Origin of the sequence: Nonomuraea mesophila (assembly GCF_004352805.1) — a bacterium.
Classification (GTDB): Bacteria; Actinomycetota; Actinomycetes; order Streptosporangiales; family Streptosporangiaceae; genus Nonomuraea; species Nonomuraea longispora.
Genome location: NZ_SMLD01000326.1, coordinates 1 through 3908, shown reverse-complemented (window position 1 = coordinate 3908; position 3908 = coordinate 1). Strand labels below are relative to the sequence as shown.

The following is a 3908-nucleotide window of genomic DNA, read 5'->3' as shown; positions in this document are numbered from 1 at the left end:
GCCCACCCCTGTCCCTGGCCGCCGCGACCGTGCTGCCGGCCAGGGACAGGGGTGGGCCGGGGGTGGCGTTCCAGCTGCTGGTCTGCCCGATGCTCGCCGATCGCAACACGACACCGTCCAGCCGGGAGTTCACCGAGGCCGTGGTCTGGGACAGGCCCACCAACCTCTACGGCTGGAGGGCTCTGCTCGGCGACGCGATCGGCACGGACGACGTCTCCCCGTACGCGGCCCCGGCCAGGGCGGCCGACCTCGCCGGGCTGCCGCCGCGCGCTGCGGCTGGCGCGGGCGGGGGTGTCGACGGAGTTCCACCTGTATCCCGGGGCGTTCCACGGGTTCGACATCATGGTGCCCGGCGCCGCGCTCAGCCGCAGAGCCGCGGAGACGCGGGCGGCGGCCCTGGAACGGGTGCTGCACCGCTGACCCCTGGCACGCCAACCAAGCGTGCGCTAGGTTGGTTGTGTGGATCTCGACTTCTCCCCGGCCGAACGGGCCTTCCGAGCCGAGGTTCGTGACTGGCTGCGCGCGCACGTGCCGCGACCGCTCCCGCCCATGGACACCGCGGAGGGCTTCGCGGCACACCGCGCGTGGGAGGCGCTGCTGGCCGGCGCGCGGCTGTCCGTCGTCTCCTGGCCCGAGCGGTACGGCGGACGCGGCGCCTCCCTCATCGACTGGCTGATCTTCGAGGAGGAGTACTGGGCCGCCGGGGCCCCCGCCCGGGTGACCCAGAACGGCATCTTCCTGCTGGGGCCGTCCCTCCTGAGGTTCGGCACGCCCGAGCAGCGCGACCGCTGGCTGCCGCGGATGGCGAGGGGCGACGACGTCTGGGCGCAGGCCTGGTCGGAGCCCGAGGCGGGCAGCGACCTGGCCGCCCTCACCTCCAGGGCCGAGCCCGTTCCCGGCGGCTGGCGGCTGTACGGCCACAAGACGTGGAGCTCCCGCGCCGCCCACGCCACCCACGGGTTCGGCCTCTTCCGCACCTCCGGCACGCGCCACCACGGCCTCACGTACGTCATGTTCCCCATGGACGACGTCGCCGTGCGGCCGATCGCGCAGCTCGACGGGCTGCCGGGGTTCGCCGAGCTGCACTTCGACGGGGTGTTCGCGCCGGAGTCGATGGTGCTGGGCGAGCCGGGCGACGGATGGCGGATCGCGATGGCCACCACCTCGTCCGAACGCGGCCTGACCCTGCGCAGCCCCGGACGTTTCCTCGCCACCGCCGACCGGCTCGTCGCGCTCGCCCGTGACGCGGGCTCTGCCACCGCCTCTGCCACCGCCTCTGCCACCGCCTCGACCCTCGACCCGGCCCTCGCTGATCGGGCCGCCCGATGCTGGGTGGACGCGGAGGCGTACCGGCTGCACACGTACGCCACCGCGCGGCGGCTCATGGCAGGCGAGGAGGCCGGGCCGGAGGCCAGCATGGGCAAGGTGTTCTGGTCCGAGCTGGACCTGCGCATGCACACCCTCGCCATGGACCTGCTCGGCGACCGGGCGGGAGACACGGCCTGGCTGGACGGGTTCCTGTTCGCGCTGGCGGGCCCCATCTACGCCGGCACCAACGAGATCCAGCGCACCATCATCGCCGAACGTGTCCTCGGGCTGCCCAGGGCGGGGGCGCGGCCGTGAACTTCGGCTTCACCGATGACCAGCTCGCCCTGGGCGCGACCGTACGCGACGTGCTGCGGGCGCACTGCCCGCCGTCCGCGCTGCGCACCGAGCGGCGGCCCGCCTGGAAACAGCTCGCCGGCCTCGGCTTCTTCGGGCTGCTGCTGCCCGACGGGTCCGGCGGCCTGGCGTTGTCGCCGGCCGACGTCCTGCCCGCGCTGGAGGAGACCGGGCGGGCGTGCCTTCCCGGGCCCGTCGTGGAGACCGCCGTGCTGGCGCCGTACCTGGTGGCGCACCTGCCCGGCCTGGCCTCCGGCGCGGTGTGCGTGAGCGTGCTGCCTCCGGGACAGGCGTACGCGCCGGACGCCGACCTGGCCGACCTGCTGGTGGTGGCGCGGGCGGGCGGCTGGCACCTGGTCCGCAAGGAGTCCGTACGCCTAGAGCCCCGCCCCGGCGTCGACCCGTGCCGGCCGCTGTTCGAGGTGGCCTTCGACGTGTCGGAGGAACGGGCAGCGCCGGTCGGGCCCGCGCTGCTCGCCGCCACCGTCGCCACGGCGGCGCAGCTCATCGGGGTCGCCAGGGAACTGCTCGCGGTCACCGTCGCGTACGCGCGGGCCAGGACGCAGTTCGGGGCGGCCATCGGGTCGTTCCAGGCCGTCAAGCACCGGCTCGCGGACGTCGCCGTGGCCGTCGAGTTCGCCGCGCCCCTCGTGCACCGGGCGGCCCTCGCGGTGGGAGGGCCGGTGGGAGGGCCGGCGGGAGGACCGGCCGGGGTGCCGCTGCCCAGCGCCGAACGCGACGTCAGCGCCGCCAAGGCCGCCGCGGGCGAGGCCGCCGGCCTGGCGGCGCGGGTGGCGCTGCAGGTGCATGGGGCGATCGGGTACACCGAGGAGCTGGATCTGCGGTTCTGGCTCGCGCGGGCCTGGTCGCTGTCCGCCGCGTACGGCACGACGGACGCTCACCGCGCACGCCTGCGCACCGCCGTGCTGGGCGGCGGCCCCGGGCGGTATCCGTGAAGTTCGGTGTTCCGCTCGGGCTGCTGCATCCCGCCGCGTGGAAGGACGTGGCGGTGGCCGCGGACGAGCTCGGCTTCGAGTCGGTGTGGCTGCCCGAGCACCTGGTCTTCGCCACCGACCTGTCGCTCGCCGGCTACCCGGGGGCCACCGCGCCGGGGATCAGACCGGGCACGCCGCTGTTCGACGCGCCCGCGTACCTGTGCTGGCTCGCCGCGTTCACCTCCCGCGTCAGGCTCGGTACGGCGGTGCAGCTCCTCGCCCTGCGGCACCCCTTCGTGTCGGCGCGGGCGTTTGCCACGCTGGACGTCGTCTCCTCGGGACGGGCCATCTGCGGGGTCGGCGCGGGCTGGTATCGGGGGGAGTGGGAGGCGGCCGGCATCCCGTTCGGCACGCGCGGGGCGCGGCTGGACGAGGCGATCGAGGTGGTCAGGCGGCTCTGGAGCGAGCCGGTGATAGCTCATTCCGGGAGGTTCTACTCATTCCCGGAGGTCGCGTTCGAGCCGAAGCCGGTGCAGCGGCGGCTGCCCGTGCTCGCGGGTGGGGAGTCGGCCGCCGCGCTGCGCCGGGCGGCGCGGCTCTGCGACGGCTGGATCAGCATGCCGCACACGATCGAGTCGATCAGGCCGCAGCTCGACCGGCTCGGGCCGGGGGTGCCCGTGACGGCGCACGCCTACGCGCCGGCCTCCCCTGGCGAGGTGGCCGCCTGGGAGGCGCTCGGCGTGGAACGGCTCATCGTACGGCCGTGGACGCGCGGCCGCGACGCCGTCGCCGGGCTGGCCGGCTTCGCCGCCGACCACGGGCTCACGTAGGGCCGCGCGGTGGGAGGCCACCGGTCAGGCGCGGTGGCGTCGCCTGAGGCCCGAGCGGTGAGGGAGGCCGGTCAGGCGCGGTGGCGTCCCCTTCCTGGACGGGTGGTGCCCGCGCCGGCGAGCTGACGGCCGGCGTACGGCGCCCTGGTGGGTTGCGGCGCACCGCCGGGGCGGGAAGCGTGGACGTCCGGCGAGCCGGGCTGCTGGCGGCGGTGGCGTCGGCCGCGCGACGGCAGGTCGGACGCGAACGCGGGCTCCTCGGCCAGCCGCTCGTGCCGCCGCCTCCGCCCGCGATAGGGCCCACCGGAAGCACGGTCCGCACCCCCGCCGGACGCGCCGCCGGAGGTATGGCCGGGTACGGCGCCGTCGGGGAACCAGCCGGCGCCGACGGGGCCGGCGAGCGGTCCGGGCGCTCCGGCGAGGGCCGCTGTGGCCGGGGCGGGGAAGGCGTCGTGGCGGCGGCGCCAGTTGCTCCCCGCGG

The 3908-nt window shown here is 76.0% G+C and carries 4 protein-coding genes and 2 pseudogenes; 5 read left to right on the top strand and 1 reads right to left on the bottom strand.

The window, feature by feature from the left end; translation table 11 throughout:
• Window positions 1-29 precede the first annotated feature (29 nt).
• The 5 genes and pseudogenes from E1295_RS51665 to E1295_RS47435 all read left to right on the top strand — a co-directional run.
• Window positions 30-212, top strand: a pseudogene (locus E1295_RS51665) (alpha/beta hydrolase); the annotation flags it as partial.
• 79 nt (window positions 213-291) lie between these two features.
• Window positions 292-420, top strand: a complete 129-nt coding sequence (locus E1295_RS52140) for a hypothetical protein (RefSeq protein ID WP_281284819.1) — start codon at window positions 292-294, stop codon at window positions 418-420.
• A gap of 39 nt (window positions 421-459) precedes the next feature.
• Window positions 460-1623 carry an acyl-CoA dehydrogenase family protein gene (locus E1295_RS47445; RefSeq protein WP_132641877.1) on the top strand — a complete coding sequence of 388 codons (1164 nt, stop codon included), beginning with the start codon at window positions 460-462 and terminating at the stop codon, window positions 1621-1623.
• Entirely contained in the window at window positions 1620-2618 is a 999-nt protein-coding gene (locus E1295_RS47440; RefSeq protein ID WP_132641875.1) for an acyl-CoA dehydrogenase family protein, read from the top strand. Before E1295_RS47445 ends, E1295_RS47440 begins: the two co-directional genes overlap by 4 nt.
• Window positions 2615-3427, top strand: coding sequence for a TIGR03619 family F420-dependent LLM class oxidoreductase (locus tag E1295_RS47435; protein ID WP_132641873.1), 813 nt, complete (start codon window positions 2615-2617; stop codon window positions 3425-3427). Before E1295_RS47440 ends, E1295_RS47435 begins: the two co-directional genes overlap by 4 nt.
• Window positions 3428-3498: 71 nt before the next feature.
• Here E1295_RS47435 and E1295_RS49555 read toward each other — a convergent pair.
• Window positions 3499-3908, bottom strand: a pseudogene (locus E1295_RS49555) (hypothetical protein); the annotation flags it as partial.